The organism is Paraburkholderia sp. BL27I4N3 (genome assembly GCF_003386115.1).
Classification (GTDB): Bacteria; Pseudomonadota; Gammaproteobacteria; order Burkholderiales; family Burkholderiaceae; genus Paraburkholderia.
In genome coordinates this window covers 2,026,362-2,047,677 of record NZ_QREJ01000001.1, presented here as the reverse complement: position 1 = coordinate 2,047,677, position 21,316 = coordinate 2,026,362, and the positions used below count along the sequence as shown (strand labels likewise).

General features: G+C 64.5%; 22 protein-coding genes and 1 tRNA gene. 15 read left to right on the top strand and 8 right to left on the bottom strand.

The features are described from left to right. Positions 1–284 precede the first annotated feature (284 nt). Positions 285–572, top strand: coding sequence for a hypothetical protein (locus tag B0G71_RS09480; protein WP_106283485.1), 288 nt, complete (start codon positions 285–287; stop codon positions 570–572). A 16-nt stretch (positions 573–588) separates the two neighbouring features. Here B0G71_RS09480 and B0G71_RS09475 read toward each other — a convergent pair whose 3' ends face one another. Next, positions 589–1,269: an alpha/beta hydrolase gene (locus B0G71_RS09475; protein ID WP_116141231.1), complete on the bottom strand. Its 681-nt coding sequence runs from the start codon at positions 1,267–1,269 to the stop codon at positions 589–591. Positions 1,270–1,364: 95 nt separating this feature from the next. Then, positions 1,365–2,333, bottom strand: coding sequence for a LysR substrate-binding domain-containing protein (locus tag B0G71_RS09470; RefSeq protein ID WP_116141229.1), 969 nt, complete (start codon positions 2,331–2,333; stop codon positions 1,365–1,367). A gap of 158 nt (positions 2,334–2,491) precedes the next feature. On the opposite strand from B0G71_RS09470, the gene B0G71_RS09465 reads away from it, so the two are divergent. The 9 genes from B0G71_RS09465 (at position 2,492) to B0G71_RS09425 (ending at position 10,913) form a co-directional block, all read left to right on the top strand. Beyond that, positions 2,492–3,559 carry an ABC transporter substrate-binding protein gene (locus B0G71_RS09465; protein ID WP_116141228.1) on the top strand — a complete coding sequence of 356 codons (1,068 nt, stop codon included), beginning with the start codon at positions 2,492–2,494 and terminating at the stop codon, positions 3,557–3,559. Between the two features lie 93 nt (positions 3,560–3,652). Then, positions 3,653–4,732: an ABC transporter ATP-binding protein gene (locus B0G71_RS09460; protein WP_116141226.1), complete on the top strand. Its 1,080-nt coding sequence runs from the start codon at positions 3,653–3,655 to the stop codon at positions 4,730–4,732. Continuing rightward, positions 4,719–5,591 (top strand): ABC transporter permease, encoded by an 873-nt coding sequence (locus B0G71_RS09455; RefSeq protein ID WP_012432905.1) that lies wholly within the window; start codon positions 4,719–4,721, stop codon positions 5,589–5,591. Before B0G71_RS09460 ends, B0G71_RS09455 begins: the two co-directional genes overlap by 14 nt. Positions 5,592–5,606: 15 nt before the next feature. Then, positions 5,607–6,404: an ABC transporter permease gene (locus B0G71_RS09450; protein ID WP_116141224.1), complete on the top strand. Its 798-nt coding sequence runs from the start codon at positions 5,607–5,609 to the stop codon at positions 6,402–6,404. Then, positions 6,401–7,537 carry an FAD-binding oxidoreductase gene (locus B0G71_RS09445; RefSeq protein ID WP_116141222.1) on the top strand — a complete coding sequence of 379 codons (1,137 nt, stop codon included), beginning with the start codon at positions 6,401–6,403 and terminating at the stop codon, positions 7,535–7,537. The genes B0G71_RS09450 and B0G71_RS09445 overlap by 4 nt, the downstream gene beginning before the upstream one ends. Positions 7,538–7,544: 7 nt before the next feature. Continuing rightward, complete coding sequence (locus B0G71_RS09440) at positions 7,545–7,925, top strand: (2Fe-2S)-binding protein (RefSeq protein ID WP_116141220.1); 381 nt, start codon at positions 7,545–7,547, stop codon at positions 7,923–7,925. Beyond that, a complete protein-coding gene (locus B0G71_RS09435; protein WP_116141218.1) occupies positions 7,915–9,321 on the top strand; it encodes an FAD/NAD(P)-binding oxidoreductase in 1,407 nt (468 codons plus the stop codon). Before B0G71_RS09440 ends, B0G71_RS09435 begins: the two co-directional genes overlap by 11 nt. After that, complete coding sequence (locus tag B0G71_RS09430; protein WP_116141216.1) at positions 9,314–10,486, top strand: FAD-binding oxidoreductase; 1,173 nt, start codon at positions 9,314–9,316, stop codon at positions 10,484–10,486. Before B0G71_RS09435 ends, B0G71_RS09430 begins: the two co-directional genes overlap by 8 nt. Before the next feature lie 73 nt (positions 10,487–10,559). Continuing rightward, the gene (locus B0G71_RS09425; protein WP_116116887.1) at positions 10,560–10,913 is read left to right on the top strand and encodes a RidA family protein; all 354 of its coding nucleotides are present in this window, start codon (positions 10,560–10,562) and stop codon (positions 10,911–10,913) included. Between the two features lie 85 nt (positions 10,914–10,998). Here B0G71_RS09425 and B0G71_RS09420 read toward each other — a convergent pair whose 3' ends face one another. After that, positions 10,999–11,703 carry an SDR family NAD(P)-dependent oxidoreductase gene (locus B0G71_RS09420; RefSeq protein WP_116141214.1) on the bottom strand — a complete coding sequence of 235 codons (705 nt, stop codon included), beginning with the start codon at positions 11,701–11,703 and terminating at the stop codon, positions 10,999–11,001. A gap of 171 nt (positions 11,704–11,874) precedes the next feature. Here B0G71_RS09420 and B0G71_RS09415 point away from each other — a divergent pair, with 171 nt between their 5' ends. Next, the gene (locus B0G71_RS09415; protein ID WP_116141212.1) at positions 11,875–12,783 is read left to right on the top strand and encodes a LysR family transcriptional regulator; all 909 of its coding nucleotides are present in this window, start codon (positions 11,875–11,877) and stop codon (positions 12,781–12,783) included. A 24-nt stretch (positions 12,784–12,807) separates the two neighbouring features. Here the strand turns inward: B0G71_RS09415 and B0G71_RS09410 are convergent, their stop codons facing one another. Further along, positions 12,808–13,938 (bottom strand): MBL fold metallo-hydrolase, encoded by a 1,131-nt coding sequence (locus B0G71_RS09410; RefSeq protein ID WP_116148438.1) that lies wholly within the window; start codon positions 13,936–13,938, stop codon positions 12,808–12,810. 85 nt (positions 13,939–14,023) lie between these two features. On the opposite strand from B0G71_RS09410, the gene B0G71_RS09405 reads away from it, so the two are divergent. Next, the gene (locus B0G71_RS09405; RefSeq protein WP_116141211.1) at positions 14,024–14,638 is read left to right on the top strand and encodes a TetR/AcrR family transcriptional regulator; all 615 of its coding nucleotides are present in this window, start codon (positions 14,024–14,026) and stop codon (positions 14,636–14,638) included. A 96-nt stretch (positions 14,639–14,734) separates the two neighbouring features. Then, entirely contained in the window at positions 14,735–15,418 is a 684-nt protein-coding gene (locus tag B0G71_RS09400) for an ureidoglycolate lyase (RefSeq protein WP_116148436.1), read from the top strand. 140 nt (positions 15,419–15,558) lie between these two features. On the opposite strand, the gene B0G71_RS09395 is transcribed toward B0G71_RS09400, so the two are convergent. Further along, a tRNA-Leu gene (locus B0G71_RS09395) sits at positions 15,559–15,645 on the bottom strand. Positions 15,646–15,983: 338 nt separating this feature from the next. Between B0G71_RS09395 and B0G71_RS09390 the strand changes: the two genes are divergently transcribed. Then, positions 15,984–16,808 (top strand): squalene/phytoene synthase family protein, encoded by an 825-nt coding sequence (locus B0G71_RS09390; RefSeq protein ID WP_116141209.1) that lies wholly within the window; start codon positions 15,984–15,986, stop codon positions 16,806–16,808. Positions 16,809–16,857: 49 nt separating this feature from the next. On the opposite strand, the gene B0G71_RS09385 is transcribed toward B0G71_RS09390, so the two are convergent. From B0G71_RS09385 to B0G71_RS09375, 3 genes are all read right to left on the bottom strand, one after another. Further along, the gene (locus B0G71_RS09385; protein WP_116141206.1) at positions 16,858–18,102 is read right to left on the bottom strand and encodes a DUF1501 domain-containing protein; all 1,245 of its coding nucleotides are present in this window, start codon (positions 18,100–18,102) and stop codon (positions 16,858–16,860) included. A 92-nt stretch (positions 18,103–18,194) separates the two neighbouring features. Continuing rightward, on the bottom strand, positions 18,195–19,832 hold the full coding sequence (locus tag B0G71_RS09380; protein WP_116141204.1) for a DUF1800 family protein: 1,638 nt from the start codon (positions 19,830–19,832) through the stop codon (positions 18,195–18,197). A 180-nt stretch (positions 19,833–20,012) separates the two neighbouring features. Continuing rightward, positions 20,013–20,333 carry a hypothetical protein gene (locus B0G71_RS09375; protein WP_106283503.1) on the bottom strand — a complete coding sequence of 107 codons (321 nt, stop codon included), beginning with the start codon at positions 20,331–20,333 and terminating at the stop codon, positions 20,013–20,015. A gap of 230 nt (positions 20,334–20,563) precedes the next feature. On the opposite strand from B0G71_RS09375, the gene ompR reads away from it, so the two are divergent. Next, a complete protein-coding gene (gene ompR, locus B0G71_RS09370; RefSeq protein ID WP_006048917.1) occupies positions 20,564–21,298 on the top strand; it encodes a two-component system response regulator OmpR in 735 nt (244 codons plus the stop codon). Positions 21,299–21,316: the final 18 nt, after the last annotated feature.

Genomic DNA, 21,316 nt, shown 5'->3' with positions numbered 1-21,316 from the left:
TCTTTTTTATTGTGTTCTGTAGCGAGATTTATTTAATGATGCGCCGATTATTCCGCGAGTATTTCGCAAACGATACGGCGAAAATCGGCGCGCAGAATACCATGCAAATCGCGCTTTCGAGCCAACGATAAAGTGAATGGCGCATATGCAAAAATGCTTGATGATTTTTCCGACGACATAGAGCCGCGTATCGGCGTGCGGTCACGGAAAGCGGCCAACCATGTCAAAATTCGCCACCGGCCGTCGGGCCATCCCTCTCCCACATTTCATCCAAGGAAGTTGCAGTGGACATCAACAAACAGGTCGCGGCCCTCACCGCTTCGGAACTTCAGACGGCCGGCGCGAGCCAGGCCACGGCGATTGCGGTCAGCGTGCTGCTGCGCCATCTGCGTTCGCCTGAGCTGGCGAAGCTGTTGTCGTCGGCGTTCGAAAATCATCAGGCAGTCATGCTGCAAACGCCGTGGCCCGAGCCGATGCTCCAGGCGTTCGAGTCGACCCGCCGGTTTCTCGAAGGCGCCGCGCAAGCGGACCTGCCCGGCACGCAAGCGCCTGCGCAAACGCCGGACGCCTGAGCGCGGCGAGGCTGCTTCAGGAAGACGCCGCGAGCAGCGCGCGGAGCCAGGTGCGCAGCGCCGATATCTCTTCCGCGCACACCGAATGCGGCATCGGATACGTGCTCCAGTCCACCTTGCAGCCTCGCGTGAGCGCAAAGTCGCGCGCGGCCTCCCCCAACTGGATCGGCAACACGTCGTCGTACATGCCATGCGCGGCAAAGATAGGCGTACCACGGTTCACGGCGCTAAAACCGCTGTCGATAAAGCCCGGCGACGGCACATAACCCGACAACACGATCAAACCGGCAAGCGTCTCAGGATGCGTCAGCCCAGCCGAATAGGTCATCGCCCCGCCTTGCGAAAAACCCGCGAGAAAGATGTTCGAAGTGGGAATGCCGCGCCGGTTCTGCGCGTCGATCAATTGCCGCACGGTTGCGCAAGACGATTCGATACCCGCTTCGTCAATCTGCTCATTGATGTTCTGAAACGAGCGGATGTCATACCACGCGCGCATTACGTAGCCGTTGTTCGCGGTAACCGCGATCTCCGGCGCATTGGGAAACACGAAGCGCACGGCAGGCGCATTGCCAAGACGCAGTTCGGGCACGAGCGGTACGAAGTCGTTGGCATCGGCGCCGAGACCGTGCATCAGGATCACGGCAAACGTGGGATTCGGCGCGCTTTCAATTTCGATGGTGGGTGGTTGCTCGGTCATGTATCGCGATTACCCGGTTTCAGAAAACGGTCAGAGGATCGGAAAGAGTACCAGCAGGATATACCGGCAGGCGAGACAAGGCGCACCGGGCATCTTCACAGCCTGTCCCCTCCCGCCTCGGCCCGCGATCCCGCGCGCCCGCGTCCGGCCCGACTCCGCGCCGGCTCCACGACCTCGGCGAGCAGTTCCTCATGCAGTTCCCGCAAGACCTCGACAAACGCCGACGCCAGCCGCTCCCGCGGCCTGTGCGGAGGAAACAGCAGATAGGTCTGAAAGCGCGTGGCCGGCAGGAATGGGCGAATCACGATTTCCGGCCCGGCGAAGTCGCGCGCGACGATTGGATGCGCAAGCGTCACGCCCATGCCGTGGCGGACCATCTCGCAGCACATCGCCGCGTATTGCGCCTCGATCGACATGACGCGCTGCACGCCCGCGCGCTGGAACACTTCGTCCATCAAGGTGCGCGTGCCGTCGCCGTGACACAGCGAAATGAACGGCTCGCCTTCCAGATCCTCCGGCTTGATACTGCGCTTCGCCGCCAGCCGATGCGCCGCCGGCATCACGCAAACGGCAGCCACGTCCGATAGCTGCTCGACCTCGCAATCGGATGCCTCGCTGACATACACCGCCACACCCAGATCGCAGAACTGCGAGGCCGTCCAATGATTGACCGTGCCCGACGTGTTCACGTGCAGTGACACGGTGACATCCGGAAATAGCGCGACAAAACGCTTGATGGCGTGCGGCACCAGTGTCATGCCTGCGGATGGCATCGCCGCGATGCGCAGACGCCCGCTGCCGAGATTGCGAATCTGCGCCGCGGCATTCGCGAGGCCCTGCAAACCCACAAACGCGCGCTCCACTTCGCGAAAGAACGCTTCACCCTCGCTCGTGGGAATCAGCCGCACGCCGCTGCGCTGAAAGAGTTGCAGCCCCGTGTCGCGCTCGAGTTGCGCGATCAGACGGCTCACGTTCGGCTGCGACGTGAAGAGCGCCTTGGCCGCGGCGGTCATCGACCCCGACACCATCACGGCGCGAAACGCCTCGATGTGCTTGAGATTCATCCGTATTCTCCCTTAGACGACACCCTTCAATCCATATCATCCATGCATAGATAGGTATTTTATTCGTATTGGACGGCATGACTAGCCGGCGCGACACTGCATTCCAACGACGGGCAGCGAAGCCCGCGTCCCCACACCCGGAACTGGAGATCGTCGTCATGAAAAGAGCGTTGCATCGCCGCCTGTCCGCCTCGTCCCGCCCCACCTTCGCGGCGCTTCTCGCCGCTTCCGCCCTCGCCGCTCCGCTCCTCGCGCAGGCCGACACCACGCTCTATGTCGCCAACGTCGGCGGCTCGAACGAGCAGCTCTACCGGCAGAAGATCATCCCGCCGTTCGAGAAGGCGCATAACGTCAAGATCGTCTACGTCGCCGGCAATTCGAGCGATACGCTTGCCAAGCTGCAAGCGCAGAAAGGCCATCAGCAGATCAACGTCGCGGTGATGGACGACGGCCCCATGTACCAGGCGATGCAGCTCAACCTGTGCGCGAAGCTCGACGACGCGCCCGTGATGAAGGACGTCTACCCGCTCGCGAGGATCGGGCCGAGCGCGATCGGCGTCGGCATGGTGGCGACCGGCATCGGCTATAACGAGGAGGCCTTCAAGAAGGCCGGCCTGCCGCCGCCCGACTCGTGGAAGGCGCTCACCGACAGCCGCATCAAGGGCAAACTCGGCGTGCCGCCGATCACCAATACCTACGGCCTGCATACGCTCGTGATGCTCGCGCGTCTTTCCGGCGGTGGCGAAAAGAACATCGACCCCGGCTTCGCCGCGATGACCAAACAGGTCGCGCCGAACGTGCTGTCCTGGGCGCCGACGCCCGGCGAGATGGACGGCCAGATGCAGTCCGGCGACGTGATCCTCGCGCCGTACGGCAGCGGCCGCGCGGTCGCCTTGCAGAACACCGGCTTCCCGCTCAAGTTCATTTACCCGAAGGAAGGCGCGGTCGCGTTGGAGGTGGCGGCCTGTGCGATTGCGGAGAACGCGCAGCCGCAGTTGTCGCAGCAGTTCGTGCAATACCTGTTGAGCCCGGAAGTGCAGGTCTTGCAGGCCCAAGGCATCGGACTGGGTCCGGTCAACAAGACCGTGAAGCTCACGCCTGAGATCGCCGCGCGCGTGCCCTACGGTCCCGAGCAGATCTCGAAGCTGACCGCGATGGACTGGACCACGATCAACCAGCACCGGACCGAATGGACCGAGCGCTGGAACCGTTCGGTCGAACGCTGAAGTGCGGCACCCAGTGAGGCACCAAACGCGGACCCAAGCGCGGCACCAGCGGGTTCCTCGCGCGACGCGCGATCTGATGAAGGAGCGAGGCGCATGGCCTTCCTGACTCTGCAAGGCATCTCGAAACGCTACGGCGATTTTACGGCGGTCGATCAACTCGATCTCGCGGTCGAACGCGGCGAATTGCTGTCGCTGCTCGGACCCTCCGGCTGCGGCAAGACCACCACGCTGCAAATGGTCGCGGGCTTCGTCACGCCGACCACCGGCCGCATTCTGCTCGATGGCCGCGACATCACCAGCGAACGTCCCGAGAAGCGCGGCATCGGCGTGGTGTTCCAGAGCTATGCGCTGTTTCCGCACATGACGGTGGCGGGCAACGTCGGCTTCGGGTTGGAGATGCGCAAGGTCAAACGCAAGGAGCGCGACGAGCGCGTCGCCGAAGCGCTTTCCCTCGTGCGCCTGAAAGGCCTCGGCCACCGCTATCCGAAGGAACTGTCGGGTGGCCAGCGTCAGCGTGTGGCGATTGCGCGCGCCATCGCCATGCAGCCGGAACTGCTGCTGCTCGACGAGCCGATGTCCAATCTCGACGCCAAGCTGCGCGAAGAGATGCACATCGAACTGCGCGCGATCCAGAAGCGCCTCGGCATCACGACGATACTCGTCACGCACGATCAGGTCGAAGCGATGACCATGAGCGACCGCATCGCGGTGATGCATCGCGGTGCGATTGCGCAGCTGAGCACGCCGTATGACGCGTACGAGCGCCCCGCCACGCCGTTTGCCTCGACGTTTCTCGGCCGCACCAACGCGCTTTCGGGCGAGGTGCTGCGCCGCAATCCGCGCTGCGCGGAAGTCGCCGTGGCCGGCACGACGCTGCATGTGCCGCACGAAGGCCGTCATGTCGACGGCACGGTGAACGTTTATATCCGCCCGGAAAAGGTTCATCTGGCCAATGGCGAGGCGCGCCTGCGCGGCCGCATCGCGACGCGCGTGTTCGTCGGCAATCAGTGGCTGCTCGAAGTGGACACCGAACTCGGCAAGCTGCGCGTCGCGCAGCCGAACCACGGCGCGCCGCCGCCCGAAGAAGGCCACGAAGTCGGCCTCGCATGGACCGACGACGACCTGCGCGTGCTCACGCAAGACACTCCGGAGAGCGCTCATGGCCACGCTTGACGACGCCCGTCCCGGCGCCGCGCCGTGGCTGCTGTCGGGGCCCGCGCTGCTGCTGTTCGTCGGCCTGTTGCTGGTGCCGCTGCTGCTCACGCTGATGCTGTCGTTCCGCGTGTTCAGCGATACGGCGGGCGTCACGGCCGCCTATACGCTCGCGAACTATTGGGAAGTGGTTAGCGATCCGTACTACGGCACGATCTTTCTGCGCACCGCCGGCCTCGCTTTCGCCGTCACGCTGCTGTCCATTGTGCTCGGCGTGCCGGAGACCATCGTGCTCGCGCGCATGAAGCGTCCATGGCAGTCGCTGTGTCTGCTGGTCGTGCTCGGTCCGCTGCTCATCTCCGTGGTGGTGCGCACGCTCGGCTGGCAGATCCTGCTCGGCAACAACGGCGTGCTGAACAACCTGCTCCAGGCGCTGCATGTGACCGACGAACCGATCCGTCTCGTCTTCACGATGACCGGCATGATCATCGCGCTCACGCATGTGCTGGTGCCCTTCATGGTGATGTCGGTGTGGGCGACCATGCAGAAACTCGACCCGCAAGTGGAATGGGCCGGCCGCTCGCTCGGCGGCTCGCCGTTCGCGGTGTTTCGCCGCGTGGTGCTGCCGCAGATCATGCCGGGCGTGCTGTCGGGCTCGATCATCGTGTTCGCCCTGTCGGCATCGGCGTTCGCCACGCCGGCGCTGATCGGCGGCCGGCGCCTCAAGGTGGTCGCCACCGCCGCCTACGACGAGTTCCTCGGCACGCTCAACTGGCCGCTCGGCGCGAGCATCGCCGTGCTGCTGCTGATCGCCAACGTGGCGATCGTGATGGGCTGCAGCCGCCTCGCCGAGCGCCGCTTCCAGCACATCTTCGATTGAGCGAGGAGAGCGATCATGAAACAGAACGGCATTCTCGGGCTCGTCTACAACGCGTTCTTTCTGACCTTCATCCTCGCGCCACTCGTGGTGGTGATGCTGGTGGCCTTCACCGACAAGGGCTTTATCTCGATGCCTTTCGATGGCGCGTCGCTGCGCTGGTTCCGCGCGATCATCGAAAACGGCGACATCGTCGCGGCGTTCTGGCTGTCGGTGCGGCTCGCGTTCGCGGCGGCCAGCATCGGCGTGCTGCTCGCGGTGCCCGCCGCGCTGGCGATCGCGCGCTATCGCTTCCCGGGCCGCGCCGCGCTCACCAGTTTCTTCCTCTCGCCGATGATGATTCCCGCGGTCGTGCTCGGCATAGCGTTCCTGCGCTTTCTGTCGCTGCTGCACCTGTCGGGATCGTTCTGGTCGCTGGTTTGCGCGCACGTGATCATCGTGCTGCCGTATGCGTTGCGCCTCGCGCTGTCGTCGGCCGTCGGGCTCGATCGCGATGCCGAGCGCGCCGCGCTCTCCTGCGGCGCGAGCCGCTTCACCGCGTTTCGCCGCGTGGTGCTGCCGATGATCCGCACCGGCGTGGCGGGCGGCTGGGTGCTCTCGTTCATCCAGAGTTTCGACGAACTGACCATGACGATCTTCGTCGCAACGCCGGGCACGACCACGCTGCCCGTGGCCATGTACAACCAGATCGCGCAGACGATCGATCCGCTGGTCGCTTCGGTGTCGGCGGTGCTGATCGTCGGCACGGTCCTTCTGATGATCCTGCTCGACCGCATGGTCGGACTGGATCGCATTCTGATCGGAGAAACCCGATGACATTGACTAGCACCGCCAGCCCCGACGTGCTGGTGCTCGGCGGCGGCCTCGTCGGTTCGGCCGTGGCCTACGGGCTCGCCCGCGAAGGCGCGCGCGTCACCGTGCTCGACGAGGACGACGGCGGCCTGCGCGCGTCGCGCGGCAATTTCGGCCTCGTCTGGATTCAGGGCAAGGGCTACGGCCTGTCGCCTTATGCACGCTGGTCGCGCAGTTCGGCCACGCGCTGGCCGGGACTCGCGCAGGCGCTGCTGGACGAAACCGGCGTGGACGTGGCGTTGCGCCAGCCGGGCGGCTTCCACTTCTGCTTCAACGACAACGAACTCGCCGAACGCGACAAGCGCCTCTCGACGCTGCAAGCGGAGCTCGGCGATTATCCGTACCAGATGCTCGATGCCGCCGAAGTCCGCGCGCGCATTCCGCACATCGGCCCGGCGGTGATCGGCGCGAGCTATTCGCCGATGGACGGTCACGTCAATCCGCTCAAGCTGCTGCGCGGCCTGCATACCGCCATGCAGGCGCGGGGCGTGCGGCTCGTGTCGGGCGAACGCGCGGAGCGCATCGAGCCGCAGGCGCAGGGCTTCGTCGTGCACGGCAGACGCGGGACGTATCGCGCGTCGCGCGTGGTGCTCGCCGCGGGACTCGGCAATCGCGCGCTCGCGCCGTTCGTCGGACTCGACGCTCCGGTCGCGCCCAATCGCGGGCAAGTGCTGGTGAGCGAACGCGTCGCTCGCTTTCTCGACTATCCGACGCTGAACGTTCGCCAGACCGACGAGGGCAGCGTGCAGTTCGGCGATTCCATGGAAGAAGTCGGCTTCAACGATTTCACCACCACGCACGTGCTGACCGACATCGCCCGGCGTGGCGTGCGCGCCTTTCCGATGTTGCAGCACGTACGGCTCGTGCGCATGTGGGCCGCGTTGCGCGTCTACAGCCCCGACGGCTTCCCGATCTACGACCGCTCCGCGGCGCACCCCGGCGCGTTCGTCGTGACCTGCCATAGCGGCGTGACGCTGGCGGCCGCGCATGCGCTGCGCGTCGCGCCGTGGATCATGGGCGCGCCGATGCCCGACGAACTGCCCCATTTTTCCGCGCGCCGCTTCGAGCACGCCGGTGAACTGACTCCCGCTCATTGAATCCGACATGACTACCCAATCCACTCACACGCTTTTCAAGCCGTTGCCGGGCGCGCAAGGCTCGGCCGCCACGCACGTCGCCATCTGGTTCAACGACCGGCCGCTGTCCGTGCCGGGCGGCCGCTCGGTCGCGGCGGCCCTGCTTGCGGCGGGCGTATCGCGCTTTCGCGCGACGCCCGTCTCTGGCGCAGCGCGCGCGCCCTTCTGCATGATGGGCGCGTGCTTCGACTGCCTCGTCGAGATCGACGGCATGCCGAGCCGTCAGGCCTGCATGGTCGAAGTCAAAGCCGGCATGCGCATCCGCTCGCAGGAAGGCGCACGCGATCTGCCGCCGTTGGGCGCGACTGCCCCGACCGACGCATCGCTGGAGAATGCCCATGAGCGCTGATTTCGCTTCCGAAGCCGTCGACGTCGTCGTGATCGGCGCCGGTCCCGCCGGCATGAGCGCGGCGACGCGCGCGGCGCGCGCCGGCCTCTCAACGGTGCTGATCGACGAACAGGACGCCGTGGGCGGCCAGATCTATCGCGCCATCGGCCGCGCCGACGCGCGCCGCAAGGAGATTCTCGGGCCGGACTACGCGGCGGGCGCCGCCATCGCCGAAGCGTTCGCCGCTTCCGGCGCGCGGCACCTGACCCAGGCGACGGTATGGCAAGTCACGCGCGAGCGCGGCGTCAATTATCTGCGGGACGGCAAGATCGGCAGCTTCGACGCGCAACGCGTGATTCTCGCCAGCGGCGCGCTGGAGCGGCCCTTTCCGATTCCCGGCTGGACGCTGCCTGGCGTGCTGACGGCGGGCGCGGCGCAGATCCTGTTGAAGAGCGCGGGCGAAGTACCTGCCGCGCCGCCGGTGCTCGCGGGCTGCGGGCCGCTGCTGTATCTGCTCGGCTGGCAATACGTGCGCGCCGGCGTGCCGATCCGCGCGCTGGTCGATACCACGCGCCATGAAGACCGCTGGCGCGCGAAGCGGCATGCGTTGGCGGCGCTGCGCGCGTGGCCGTTCCTGAGCAAAGGCTTGCAACTGATTCGCACGCTGCGCGAAGCGAACGTGCCGATCTTCGAGGCCGCCGACAATCTGCGCGTGGAAGCGCGCATCGGTACGGATCATGTCGAGCGTGCCGCCGCGCTGCACTTCACGACGCAAGGCACCGCGCATCGTATCGAAGCCGATGTGATCCTGCTGCATCAGGGCGTCGTGCCGAACACGCAATTCACGCAGGCGCTGCGCGCCACGCACCGCTGGGACGACGCACAACTCTGTTTCACCCCGAAAGTGGATGCATGGGGCGAGCTGGACGTGCCCGGCATCTTCGTCGCGGGCGATGGCGCGGGCATCGGCGGCGCGCAGGCGGCCGCCTTGCAGGGCGCGCTCGCGGGTCTCGCGGCGGCCGCGCAGCTCGGCGCGCTGATGGCCGAGGTACGCGATGCCGAAGCCGCCGCACATCGCCGCGCGCTCGCGGGCGTCATGCGCATCCGGCCGTTTCTCGACAGCCTGTATCGTCCGCGCGACGTCAACCGCATTCCGCGCGACGAGACCATCGTCTGCCGTTGCGAGGAAGTGACCGCGGGCGAGTTGCGCAAGTTCGTCGAACTCGGCTGCGTCGGTCCGAATCAGGCGAAGTCGTTCGGACGCTGCGGCATGGGTCCGTGTCAGGGACGCATGTGCGGTCTCACGGTGACCGAAGTCATCGCCGACGCGCGCCGCGTCTCGCCCGCCGAAGTCGGCTACTACCGCATCCGTCCACCGATCAAGCCGCTCACGCTTGGAGAACTCGCCGGTGAGTGACACGACCGAGATCCAGGAAGCCGATGTGCTCGTGGTCGGTGGCGGCCTGCACGGCACGAGCAGCGCGTTCCATCTGGCGCAGCGCGGTGCGAAGGTGATCGTGCTCGAAGCCGACTACGTGGCGCGTCATGCGTCGGGCGTGAACGCGGGCGGCGTGCGCACGCTGGGCCGCCCGTTGCCCGAGATTCCGCTCGCGCTGATGTCGCGGGAAATCTGGCACGGCATGAGCGATCTGCTCGGCGAGAACGGCGGCTTCGTGGCATCCGGCCAGTTGAAGATCGCCGAAACGGATGACGAACTCGACGCTTGCCGCCGGCGCGTCGCGCAGCTCGAATCGCATGGATTCACGCACGAGAAGGTGATCGATCGCGACACCGTGCTCCGACTCGAACCAGCGCTCGCGCGGCATGTCACGGGAGGCATCTGGGTCGAGCGCGACGGTTACGCGCTGCCTTATCGAACCACGACGGCATTCCGGCTCGCCGCACAGCGGTTCGGCGCACGTTTTCTGGAAGGCACGCCGGTGCGGCGCATCGAGCAGCGCGGCACAAGATGGTTCGCCGTCACACCGCACAGCACGTTCAGCGCGAACCAGTTGCTCGTCACCGCGGGCGCATGGTCCGGCGAATTGGCGAAGCAGGTCGGCGAGAGCGTGCCGGTGCATCCCGAAGGTTTGATGCTGATGGTCACGCAGCGTGTGGCGCCCTTCTGCCGCGCGACGCTCGGCGCAACAGGCCGGCCATTGTCCTTCAAGCAGTTCGACAACGGCACGGTGGTGATCGGCGGCAAACTGATTGGCATCGCGGATCTGGCGAATCGTCACGGCGAAGTCGATTTCGCCCGCCTCGTGCGCAGCGCGCGAACGGTGACGGATCTGTTTCCCCATCTGCGCGATCTCGGCGTGAATCGCGCGTGGGCCGGCGTCGAAGCTTTTACGGAAGATGAACTGCCAGTCATTTCCGCGAGCCGTCAGGCGTCGAATCTGTATTACTCGTTCGGCTACTGCGGCAGCGGCTTCCAACTCGGGCCGGGTTGCGGCCAACTCGTGTCCGAACTGATGCTGGACGGCAAGCCCTCGCTTTCGCTCGATGCGTTTGCCATCGATCGTTTTGGCCGCACAGCGGCGGCTTCCCGCCCTGGCGCTTCGCATCTCGTTACGCACTAACCGATTTTTTCGTCGCGCCCTTCAGTCGATCCGCGCGGCGGCTTCGTTCGCCTTTTCAAATGGAGAGATTGTCATGACCGATATCGTTCGTATCGACACCAACCAGCGTATGAGCCGCGTCGTCAAAGCAGGCGGCCTCGTGTTCGTCGGCGGCCAGACTTCCGCCGATCACACCCCGGACGTCAAACTTCAGACCGCGAAGGTGCTGGAAAAGATCGACGGCTATCTGGAGAAGGCGGGCATCGACAAGACGCGCCTCGTTTCCGCACAAGTCTGGCTCGCGGACATTGGCCGCGATTTCGCCGGCATGAACGAGGTGTGGGACGCGTGGGTTCCGCAAGGTCACGCACCCGCACGCGCGACGGTGCAAGCGAAGCTTGCCGCGCCCGAGCTGTTGGTGGAGATCGCGGTCGTGGCGCTGGGTTGAGTAACGCAGTTAGCGCAACCGCGCCGTGCTGATCGCGGTGTGCCGATCCCTGGCCGTCTAACCCATCAGGTTGGCGAGCGGCCCGTCACCAAGGCACGGCGCGTCCCAGATAGTCGAGGTAATGCAATCCGGCGCGCCCTTCATAAGCCTCGATCGTATTGACGAGATTCGGAATGCTTTCCTCGATGGTCAAGCGCGCCGTAGGGCCACCCATGTCTGTCTGCACCCATCCGGGCGCCATGAGCAGAAGGCTGCGCGGATAACTCGCGCTACGCGCCGCGAAGGTACGCATGAACATGTTCAACGCGGCCTTGCTCCCTCGGTAGACTTCATAGTTCGCGTTGGTGGCATTGGTGATACTGCCCTGCCCCGACGACATGACACCGATCGTTCCATCCGGCGGGACCAGGTCCTGAAACGCATCGATGACCCTCATCGGACTCAGCGAGTTCGTGACCATCACGCGCACAAATTCCTCGGTCGAGACGTCCGCCAGCGTTTCACGATCGTCGTTCTTCACGCCCGCGTTCACGAAAAGCACATCGACACGCCGACCTTCAAGGCGGGCGCGCAACGCTGCGACCTGCCCGGGAATCGTGATATCCACAGTCTCCACTTCGAGCGCACCAGCGCAAGCGTTGGCAAGATGCTGAAGCTTTTCTGTAGAGGCAGCTCGCCCGGTAGCGATGACTCGGTAGCCGCGCTTCAAAAACTCCTGGGCCATCGCCAGGCCAAGGCCGCGCGAGGCGCCGATAAGGAGAACGGTTTTCTGCGAAGGTGTGTCTTGCATTGGCATCCTCGATAAACAAAGCTGCTCTCGAACCTGAGTAACGAGAGCGATCCTTTCGGCTCGATCACGCAAACCAATGTAGCGGTTCATCGGGCATGGCGGAAGCCGCACTGAATGCAACTAATATATGCATCGGACGCCCTACCTCACCTTGCTTACTACGATCAAGCGATGCCAGAACCGGACCTCAATCTACTCTTCGCGCTCGATGCGTTGCTGACCGAGAAAAACGTCACACGTGCCGCTCGATCGCTGCATCTCAGCGCGTCCGCGATGAGCCGCACGCTGACCCGCCTTCGCGCCGCGACCGGCGATCCATTGCTGGTGCGGGCGGGGCGCGATATGGTGCTGACTCCGCATGCCGAAGCGATTCGAGAGCAAACACAAAACATCGTTCTCGAGGCGCGTTCGTTGCTTTGTCCGACGTCGACGGCAGCAGATTTTTCAACGCTGCGCAGAACCCTGAGGATTCGTGCCAATGAAGCTTTCGTGGAAGCCTTCGGCGCAGCATTGATTGCTGAAGTGAGCGCGATTGCACCGCTCGTACGTTTGCTCTTTTCCTCCAAATCGGAAAAGAGCGCCGAGTTTCTTCGAAATGGTTCGGCCGATCTCGAGATCGGCGTGCTGGAGGAGATGGGACCTGAAATACGCGTGCGGGCGCTGTTTCGAGACCGCTACGTGGGTGTGGTCAGAAAGGGGCATCCCCTTGAGTTGAAACAGGACGTGACTACCGAACAGTACGCAGCATTTGGCCACGTGGTCGCGCCGCACGGTCGCCAGATAATTGATTCGCTTGACGCCGCGATTGCCTTGCTGGGAGTGGAGCGAACGACTATGGCGGTCGTGCCGAGTTTTCCGGCCGCGTTGGCGGTGGCGCGAGCGTCCGATCTGGTCGCGCTCCTGCCTGCATCTTTCGTGAACGCCCAGCAGAGCGAATCCGTCCACTCTTTTGAGCTTCCCGTAACGACCGATGGCTTTACGATTTTCCAGATGTGGCATCCCCGTTTAGAGAACGATCCGGTTCATCGCTGGTTTCGGCAATTGGTTCTCGACGTGTGCCGTCGGCAGGTGCCGTTCTGAATGCAAGCGGAAGCTCGCAAGAGCTCACGAAGACTCCGTGTCTCCGGCATTGCGCGCGGTACACAGGCGCCACGCGGACTTTGGCGCAGCGACGGTCTCGCCGACGTGGCGCCACCAGCGTTCGCCGCGATGCGGCGCGCCCAGATCCAGCCGTTCGCCCATGCGTGGCGTCGACAGCGAGACACCGCGCGCAAGGGCCAGTGCCATCACCCTTTCGAACGGCTCCTGCCAGCGGTGCATGGCGAGGTCGAAGGTGCCGTTGTGAATCGGCACGAGCCAACGGCCGCGCAGATCGATGTGCGTCTGCACGGTTTCTTCGGGCTGCATGTGAACGTACGGCCACTGCGCATCGTAAGCGCCCGTCTCGACCAGCGTGACGTCGAACGGCCCAAGCCGCTCGCCGATCGTCCTGAAACCATCGAAGTAGCCCGTATCGCCGCTGAAGAACACGCGCAGATCACCGTCGACGATCACCCACGATGCCCACAACGTACTGTTGCCGTCGAACAGGCTGCGGCCGGAAAAGTGCTGCGCGGGCGCAGCGCTGAACTGCACACCGTCGACCTCGGTGCCCTGCCACCAATCGAACTGCCGCACCTTCGACGCTTCGATGCCCCATTCGATCAGCCGGTCGCCGACGCCGAGCGGCGTCAGAAACACGCCGGTGGTCTCCGCGAGCGCGAGCACGGTTTCGCGATCCAGGTGATCGTAGTGATCGTGCGACAGGATCACGCCGCGCAACGGCGGCAAATCGGCGAGCGCGATCGGCGGCGCATGGAAGCGCTTCGGGCCGAGATGCCGGAACGGCGAGGCACGTTCGGCGAACACCGGATCGGTCAGCCAGAACTGGCCGCGCAGCTTCAGCAGCATCGTCGAGTGGCCGAGCCGGTAGAGGCTGCGGTCGGGCGCCGCATCGAGCTGCGCGCGCGTCAGCGCGTCGACGGGCAACGCCTCGGCCGGCACGGTGCCGCTCGGCTTGTTGAGCAACACGTTCCACACAATGCCGAGCGTCTTGCGCAGGCCTTCAGTGGGACGCGGCTTGACGTTGCGAAAGCGTTCGCCGTCGTGCTGCGGCGAGGTGCTGGACAACGCGCGACCGCGACGCGCGGCGGTAAAGCCGAGCACGCGGCTCACAAGAGCGGGAAGCGACGTCATGAGGTAGGCCGTCCAAAGAAAAATGTACACTCGGCAGTGTAGTTTGTTTTCGAGAAAAGTAAACTGCCCGGTGTAAAATCTCTCGATGGATCCAAGTACCACTCACCAACGCCTGACTGACCGCAAGCGTGTCGCCATCGTCGGCGCCGCGATCGAGGAATTCCTCGCGGCCGGTTACGACGCGACCAGCATGGACCGTATCGCCGCCCGCGCGAATGTCTCGAAACGTACGGTCTACAACCATTTCCCGAGCAAGGAAGCGCTTTTTGCGGCGATTCTCCATCAGCTATGGGACGCGAGCCAGAGTGGCGATGCACCCGCCTACCGCGCCGACCAGCCATTGCGCACACAGTTGCTCGACCTGTTGGGCCGCAAGCTGCGGCTGCTGAACGACGAGTCCTTCCTGTCGCTGGCACGTGTGGCGATCGCGGCCGGCATCCATTCGCCGGAACGAGCGCGAGACATGGTCGCCCGACTCGGTGAACGCGAGGAAGACCTGACCGTGTGGATCCGCGCTGCCGCCGCCGACGGCCGCCTCAAGACCGACGATCCGCTCTTCGCGGCGCTGCAGATGCAGGCGCTGGTGAAGGCTTTCGCCTTCTGGCCGCAGGTGACGATGGGCCAGGCGCCGCTCGGCGAACTGGAGCAAAAGCGGGTCGCGGAATCGGCCGCTGACATGTTCCTCGCACGCTATGCATGAGCGGACCGCCGGGCCGCCTGCATGGGCATAAAGCCCGGCCAAACGCCATGTACGAGCGTCTACAATCAAGATTTTCGACCCGTTCAAACTGTGCCGATGTCCCAAAAGATCGACTACCTCAACCCCGCCCTTCCGGCCGGCCTCCGGCGCGTATCGATGCCCGTGGTCGACGCCACGCCGGCAACGCTCGATGGATTTGGCCGGCTCGTAGCGGACCCGAGCGAGTGTCCGATCGAGATCGTGCAGTGGCCGTCGGTGGGCTCGCGGCCCATCGACCCCGGAACCGGCGATGAGGCCGGCACCACCGAAGGCACGTTCGTGAGCGAATGGCGCGGGGACATTCTCTACGGCCGCAACGAGGCTGTAGGCGGTCACTACGTTCTTGCCTACGCAACGGAGCCTGAAGCCGCGCGCGACGACAGCGCCCACGCACCGGAACGCATGTTGCTGTGGCACGCGAACTATCACCCGGATGGCGGCCAACTGTTCTTTCCGCTGGACCATCGCCCGTTCTACGTTCCCCTGGCATTGCCCGGCGACGACATCGCGCCGGAGAAGTTCGTGTGCTTCCGCTTCGACGGCAAGCAAGGGCTCTACATTCATCCGGGCATCTGGCATGAAGGGGTGTTCACGCTTGAATGGACGCAGCGGTTCTTCGATAAGCAGGGCGCGGTCCACGCACGGGTTTCCGTGGACTTTGCCCGCGAGTTCGGTTGCCTGCTCGAGGCGCCGATCGTGCGTGACGTCCCACTGTCCGGGCGAAGCGGCGACCACCTGTAGCGGTGGGAAGAACGGGGTGATGGCGCAACGCTTGCGGCAAGCGGAGGTGTCGTCACGGCGCATGTGGGCGCGCCGCGGATGTGGGCGCGCCGCGGATGTAGAAAAGGCCACGTTCCTTTATGGAACGTGGCCTTATTTCCTGGTGCGTGAGGCCGGACTCGAACCGGCACACCATTTCTGGCGTCAGGACCTAAACCTGGTGCGTCTACCAATTTCGCCACTCACGCGAATTTTTACTGCAGGCAGGACCACTGCGGTCTCGCAAGCGATACAACACGCCGCAATTCCAGCAACAGCCTTTTATTCTACGCGGGTTCCAACGACTTCATCCCCGCCACCGCCCGCGCAGGCGGGCATGACACGCTGCGCCTGCCTGTTGTTCCGCGTGCTGTCGGCCGCGTCGAAAACACGCGCCCGAAAGCGTAAGCGCGAGATTCTAACCGATTGATTCGCGCTTGTCTGCATTTGCCCGGCATCTGTCCGGACGGCGCCGATGCTACAATTTTTGGCTTGATGCACGCACAGCGTGCGCCCTCTTCGCCTGCCCTTCCCCAAAACCAATCCCGTGAATTTCGACGAATATTGCCAGCAGAAAGCGGCGCCGCCCGGATCGAGTACTTACTATGCACTTCGGCAGGCGCCCGCAGCCAGCCAGCCGCTGTTGACCGCGCTGTTCGCACTGCGCCGCGAATTCGAGGAAACGGTCAAGGAGACCAGCGATCCGGCCATCGGGCGCACGAAACTCGCGTGGTGGCAGAACGAACTCGCCGCGCTGGCGTCGGGCTCGCCGTCGCATCCGGTGTCCAAGGCGCTGGCCGCCTACCTGCCCGACGTGAAGGCCGAATACCCGATGCTGCAGGCCTTGCTCGCCGGCTTCGAGATGGATCTCGACCAGGCGCGCTACCTCGACTATCCGAATCTGCGGCGCTATGTGCAAGGCGTCGGCGGCACGTTCGCGTCGCTGGTCGCGCGCGCCACGGCGAAAGATGCCGCGCAGGCGTCGAACTGGTCCGCGGCGCTCGGCGAGGCGCTGCTGCTCGCGCAGTTCGTTGTCGAAACGGGCAATGACGCGCGCCATGGCCGCATCTACATTCCCATCGACGAAATGCAGCGCTTCAATGTGACCGCCGCGGATCTGATCAATCGAAAATATAGCGACGCGTTCACCGAGTTGATGCGCTTCGAGACCAAGCGCGCTCGCGACGCGTTGCAGACCGCGCTCGGCGCCGTGCCCGCCGGCGAGCGCCGCTCGCAGCGCACGCTCGTCGCGCAGGCGGCCTTGGCGTTGGCCCTGCTGGATGAAATCGAACGCGACGGCTATCACGTTCTGCATCAGCGCATCGCGTTGACGCCGATTCGCAAGCTTTGGATCGCGTGGCGAGCGAAGTGAACTGAGCTACTGGCGCGCCGGCTTTACGCGAGGCGCGTTCAGCACGTCGTCATGCGCGTAGCAACGGCAGCGGTTCGAACCGCTGCTGCAGGATCGTCGACGCGTCGAGTCCCCACCAAGGCCCGAGCACGGTGGCGTAAAGCTGCCGGAAATCGACGCCGACCGGCAAGTTGCCATTGCCGTCGAGCCGCGCGAGCACCGGGGGCACGCCGTATAGGCCGCCGCGCACGCGTCCGCCCACGACGAAATGCGGCGCCACGGTGCCGTGATCGGTGCCGTTGCTCTGATTCTCACGCGGACGCCGGCCGAACTCGGCATAGGTCATCACCAACGTATCGTCCCAACGGCCAAGCTCGACAAGCGCCGACTTCATCGACATCAACCCTTCCGCGAGCTGCTTGAGCAGCGCCGCCTGTTGACCCGGCTGGTTCTGGTGCGTGTCGAAACCGTTCAGCGTGAGACGGATCACCGCCACGCCTTGGCCTCGCTGCGGCGATTCCTGCTGGGCGCTGCGTGGAGCAACGTCTTTTGGAACTTCGCCGGCTGTCAGCACCTGCATCGCCGTTCTGATCGAACTGCCGAACGCGCCGCCGGGAAACACGGTCTTCAACGGCGCCTGCCCTTGCGCGGGGCGTAGCCGGTCGGCCGCTTTCACGATATCGTTTTCGACGTCGAGAATATGCGCCAGTTCGGGATTGCGCTCGTGCAGCGATACCGCTGTGGCAAGCCGCGAGGCCTTCACGAACTGCGCCGGATTGACCAGCGCGATAGCGCGCGCGCCGTTCGCGAGCGGCCCCATCTCGGCGCTGCCGATCACCACGCCGTCGGCGGCAAAACCGGCGGGCACCGGCGTCTGCGCAAATGCGCGCGTCAGCCACCCCTCGCGCAGATACTGGTCGGAACGCGACGCGGTGTCCCAGATTTCGATCGAGCGGAAGTGTGACAGGTTCGGTTGCGCATAGCTCAAGCCCTGCACAATCGCCAGTTGCTGGTCACGCCATAGCGGCATCAACGCTTGCAAGGACGGATGCAGCGCGGTGCGCTCGTCGAGTTGAATGACCTGCTCGCGCTTGATGCCGATGTTCTTGCGCAACTGGTAGTACGTGGGATCGGCAAAGGGAATCACCGTATTCAAACCGTCGTTGCCGCCCTTCAGTTCGACGAGAATCAGCAGGTTGTCGTAGCCGCGTGCGGAAGACGCGCCCGGCGCCGCCATCGGCGCGCCGAATGCGCGGGGCAGCCAGAGGGTCGCGCTCGCGGCCGCGCTCATCGAGAGAAAGCTGCGTCGTTTCATCCTGCACCTCGTTCGATTGCCGCGGCGCGAGCCGTAGCGCCGTCGACAGACACATTCCTTTTAGCTGCCTTGCGCGTGCTTATTTCAGCGGCTCACTTCAATTGATACGCCGGGTCCATCAGCAATGCCTCCAGATACGCACTCGCCGTCGAACCGGTTTCGATCGCATCGACCGGCGTGAGCGGCAGGACCGCATGCTGCCACTGCAACTCGGTCGACAACCCCGGCCTGGCCGTCGGCGCGGTGCTGTAGTGCGCGAGCCATGTCCCGATGTCGAAGCGTACGCCACCTTTGCCGCTTTGAGCGGCGCGCGCCATCGCGCGCTGCAGCGCGGGAGCCGGCTCCATCTCGGGCATCGTGCCGCTCGCGGCGATCCCCGTGGCCGTGGGATTGGTCATACGCCGCGGGCCGGCGGCCTCGGTCGCGCGGAACAGTTGCTCGACGAATTGCTTGCGGGCAAGCAGCGTGGAACTGTTGATCCATGTCGTGCCGCCCGGCCATCCTTTGACGTTCGGCGGATAGAACAGGTTCTCGCCGAGCGTGCGGATTTGCGAGGCGAACGGCGCCGTGTTGTCGTAGCCGATGTCGAACGCGCGCAGCGTGCCGACCACGAACTCCGCCGGCGACTTCACGAGGACACCGCGATCGCCGTCGTCCCAGAACGCCTCGCTCAGGAACACTCCGCGCAGCGCGACCTTGATATCGTAGTGGCTCGCGCGAAACCGCGCCGCGATCGGTTCGACGCGCGACAGGTCCGGCGTGTCCGAGACAAATTCGCGCCACAGTTTGGCGGTCACGAAGGTGGCCGTTTCCGGCCGCGCGAGCAGGATATCGAGCACCTGATCGCCGTTGAATGGCCCTGTCTCGCCGAGCACGGTCTTCTCGCCGTCATTGTGCTGGTTGGCGCGCCACACGTAGGCCTGCGTGTCCGGATCGAGACTCCAGCCCGTATAGGCGCGCGCGGCCTCCGACACGTCACGCTGCGTGTAGTGTCCTTCGCCTAGCGTGAACAGCTCCATCACTTCACGGGCGAAATTTTCGTTGGGCTTGCCCTTGCGATTGCTTGCGCCGTCGAGGTATTGCAGCATCGCCGGATCCTTCGCGACGTCGTGCAATAACTCGCCGAAGTTGCCGAGCGCGTCTCGCCGCAACAGCATGTTCTGCTGCGCCATCTGCTGCGGATAGGGCACCTTGTCCTGACCCGAGGTGAAGTGGTTATGCCAGAACAGCGTCATGCGCTCGGTGAGCGGCGACGGCGTGGTCAACATCTCGCGCACCCACCATGAGCGTAATAATTCGTAACGCTGCGCGCGCAGTCGCTGCTCCTCGCGACGTTGATCGTCGGTCCACGCCTTCTTCGTCTCGCGAGTCGGAACCGGTTCGAGAACCCAGTCGGGTAGCGGCGTGACCGCCTCGGTCCGCGCGCTCGCGAGTACTTTATCGACGGCCTGCGCTCGCGTGAGTCCAACGTATTGCGCGAGTTCGGCGCTATCCGGCGCGAAGCCGACGCGCGTCAGGAAGAAGCGCGCATCGTCGGCATCGAGGATGCTTTGTTCATGCTGCGAAGTGGCCTGCTCGTCGGCGCCTGGCAGAGCGTGCCTGATGTGTGGAAGACGAGTCGCGCCAGGCTGCACCGCGGCCGCCGGCCCGCCCAGTGCCACCACCGCCAGGGCAATCGCCGACGCTACAAACTTGCGGCCACAACTACCACGCGCGTGCAATTTCATCATCGATCATCGAGGTTGCCGCGATGTCATGGAGAGGCGTTGCGTGCGCACTGCATACATCGCGCGCTTCGTTCTTACGACTCACCGGCAGATTGAACGGGGAAGTGGACAGGGAAAGTGCAACGAATTCTTTCACGCAGGGAAGAAACGTGAACCGCGCGCCGAGGGCTGGCACGATAATAGCTACCGTTTGTAGAGTTCGCGGACAGCATCTTCGATGTGCTGCCGTAACAGGCGCCGTTCGTCGGGCGTCATATGACCGTCGCGACGACGTTGATCGAGATCGGGGGGAACTGCGGTGCGCAACATGACGTCTGATGCGGGATGGTCGGTGCTCGGGTCGTGGCGGTTGGCCTTGCCCTGCCTGGGCGCGCGCTGGCTCATGGCTCTGTCGGCGGAAGGCTGGGCATGGGCGAGCGTTGGTCCTAGTGAGCCTGCCAGCGTACCGGCTACCGCCAGTGCAATCACGCTTAGGCGCACATTCGGCCAAACCCCTCCCTTCATGTTGTTCCCTTCGTGGCGCGGCAACCGGCTACCTCAAATGCGTATACACAAACCCGGTAACGAGCCGGGTGCGAGAGTTTTAGTCGTGTGAAGTATCCACCGAACAGCCGCATTCAGTAAAGGAGTCTACCTGCCCCCGCTTTACGTCGTGCCACAGTGCGGGTAAATTTTGTAACTGACTGTAACCCGTTAAATGATGCAAACGCGCACCCCTTTCTAATCGCGCTAAGATGCCGACCATGGAAACCAAAAACCCTTCGAAAATCCTCGTCGTCGATGACGATCCACGCCTGCGCGATCTGCTGCGCCGCTACCTCGGTGAACAGGGCTTCAACGTCTATGTCGCCGAGAACGCGCCGTCCATGAACAAGCTCTGGGTGCGTGAGCGCTTCGATCTGCTGGTGCTCGATCTGATGCTGCCGGGCGAAGACGGCCTGTCGATCTGCCGCCGCCTGCGTGGCAGCAACGACCGTACGCCGATCATCATGCTGACGGCCAAGGGTGAAGACGTCGACCGGATCGTCGGCCTGGAAATGGGCGCCGACGACTATCTGCCCAAGCCGTTCAACCCGCGCGAGCTGGTTGCGCGCATCCACGCGGTGCTGCGCCGCCAGTCGCCGTCGGAGTTGCCGGGCGCGCCGTCCGAAACCACCGAGGTGTTCGAGTTCGGCGAGTTCGCGCTGAATCTCGCCACCCGCACGCTCACCAAGGCCGGCCAGGAAATTCCGCTGACCACGGGCGAGTTCTCGGTGCTCAAGGTGTTCGCGCGTCATCCGCGCCAGCCGCTGTCGCGTGAAAAGCTCATGGAGCTCGCACGCGGCCGTGAGTACGAAGTGTTCGACCGCAGTCTGGACGTGCAGATTTCGCGTCTGCGCAAGCTGATCGAACCCGATCCGGGCAGCCCGCGTTTCATCCAGACCGTCTGGGGTCTGGGCTACGTGTTCATCCCCGACGGTGCAGCCTGAGTTTGTTCTCACCTCCAG